Here is a 736-nt window from a genome sequence, read left to right on the forward strand (position 1 = left end):
CTGCGCCGATCCCCTGGGCGGCGGTCGCCCGCGCCTCCGTCGCCCTCGCCGCCCCGCTCGCGGTGGGCACCGCCACCGGGCGGCCCGGCTACGGCGCGCTGGTGTCGATGGGCGCACTGTCCGGGGTCATCGGGGACACCGCCGACGCGTACCGGATGCGGGTGTTCAACATCGCCGTGCCCCAGCTGTTCGGCGCCCTCGGACTGCTGCTCGGCACCCTGGTGTTCGGTGCCGGCTGGACGACCGTCGCCACGGTGACCGTCGTCGCGCTGGTCTCCGGCATGATCTCCTCGATCGGCGCGGTCGCCTCCGTCTCCGGACTGCTCCTGCTGCTCAACGCGGTGGTCGGGGCCGGCCTGCCGCTGCCCTCCCCCTGGTGGCTGCCGCCCGCCCTGCTGCTGCTCGGCGGCCTGGTGGTGCTCGCCCTGACCCTGCTCGCCTGGCCGCTGCGCCTGGGCGTCCCCGAGCGGGCGGTGGTGGCCGGCACCTACCGGGCGGTCGCCGACATGCTGGAGGCCACCTGCACGCCGGAGTACGACGGCCGCCGCCACGAGCTCACCCGGTCGCTCGACCAGTCCTACGACCTGCTGCTCGCCCGCCGGGCCCGCCGACACGGCCGCTCGGCCACCCTGGCGCGGCTGCTCGCCCAGCTCAACGCGGTGATCCCGGTGGTCGAGGCGGCCACCGCGGCGCAGTTGCGCCCGCCCGAGTTCGGCCCGCTGCCCGCCGGCTACCC

The 736-nt window shown here is 76.6% G+C and carries 1 pseudogene; it reads left to right on the forward strand.

Going from position 1 to position 736, the window contains the following annotated elements:
- Nucleotides 1–736 (forward strand): annotated as a pseudogene (locus KS423_RS46640) (FUSC family membrane protein); the annotation flags it as partial.

The sequence above is a fragment of the Streptomyces sp. LS1784 genome (genome assembly GCF_020103755.1).
Taxonomy (GTDB): Bacteria; Actinomycetota; Actinomycetes; order Streptomycetales; family Streptomycetaceae; genus Kitasatospora.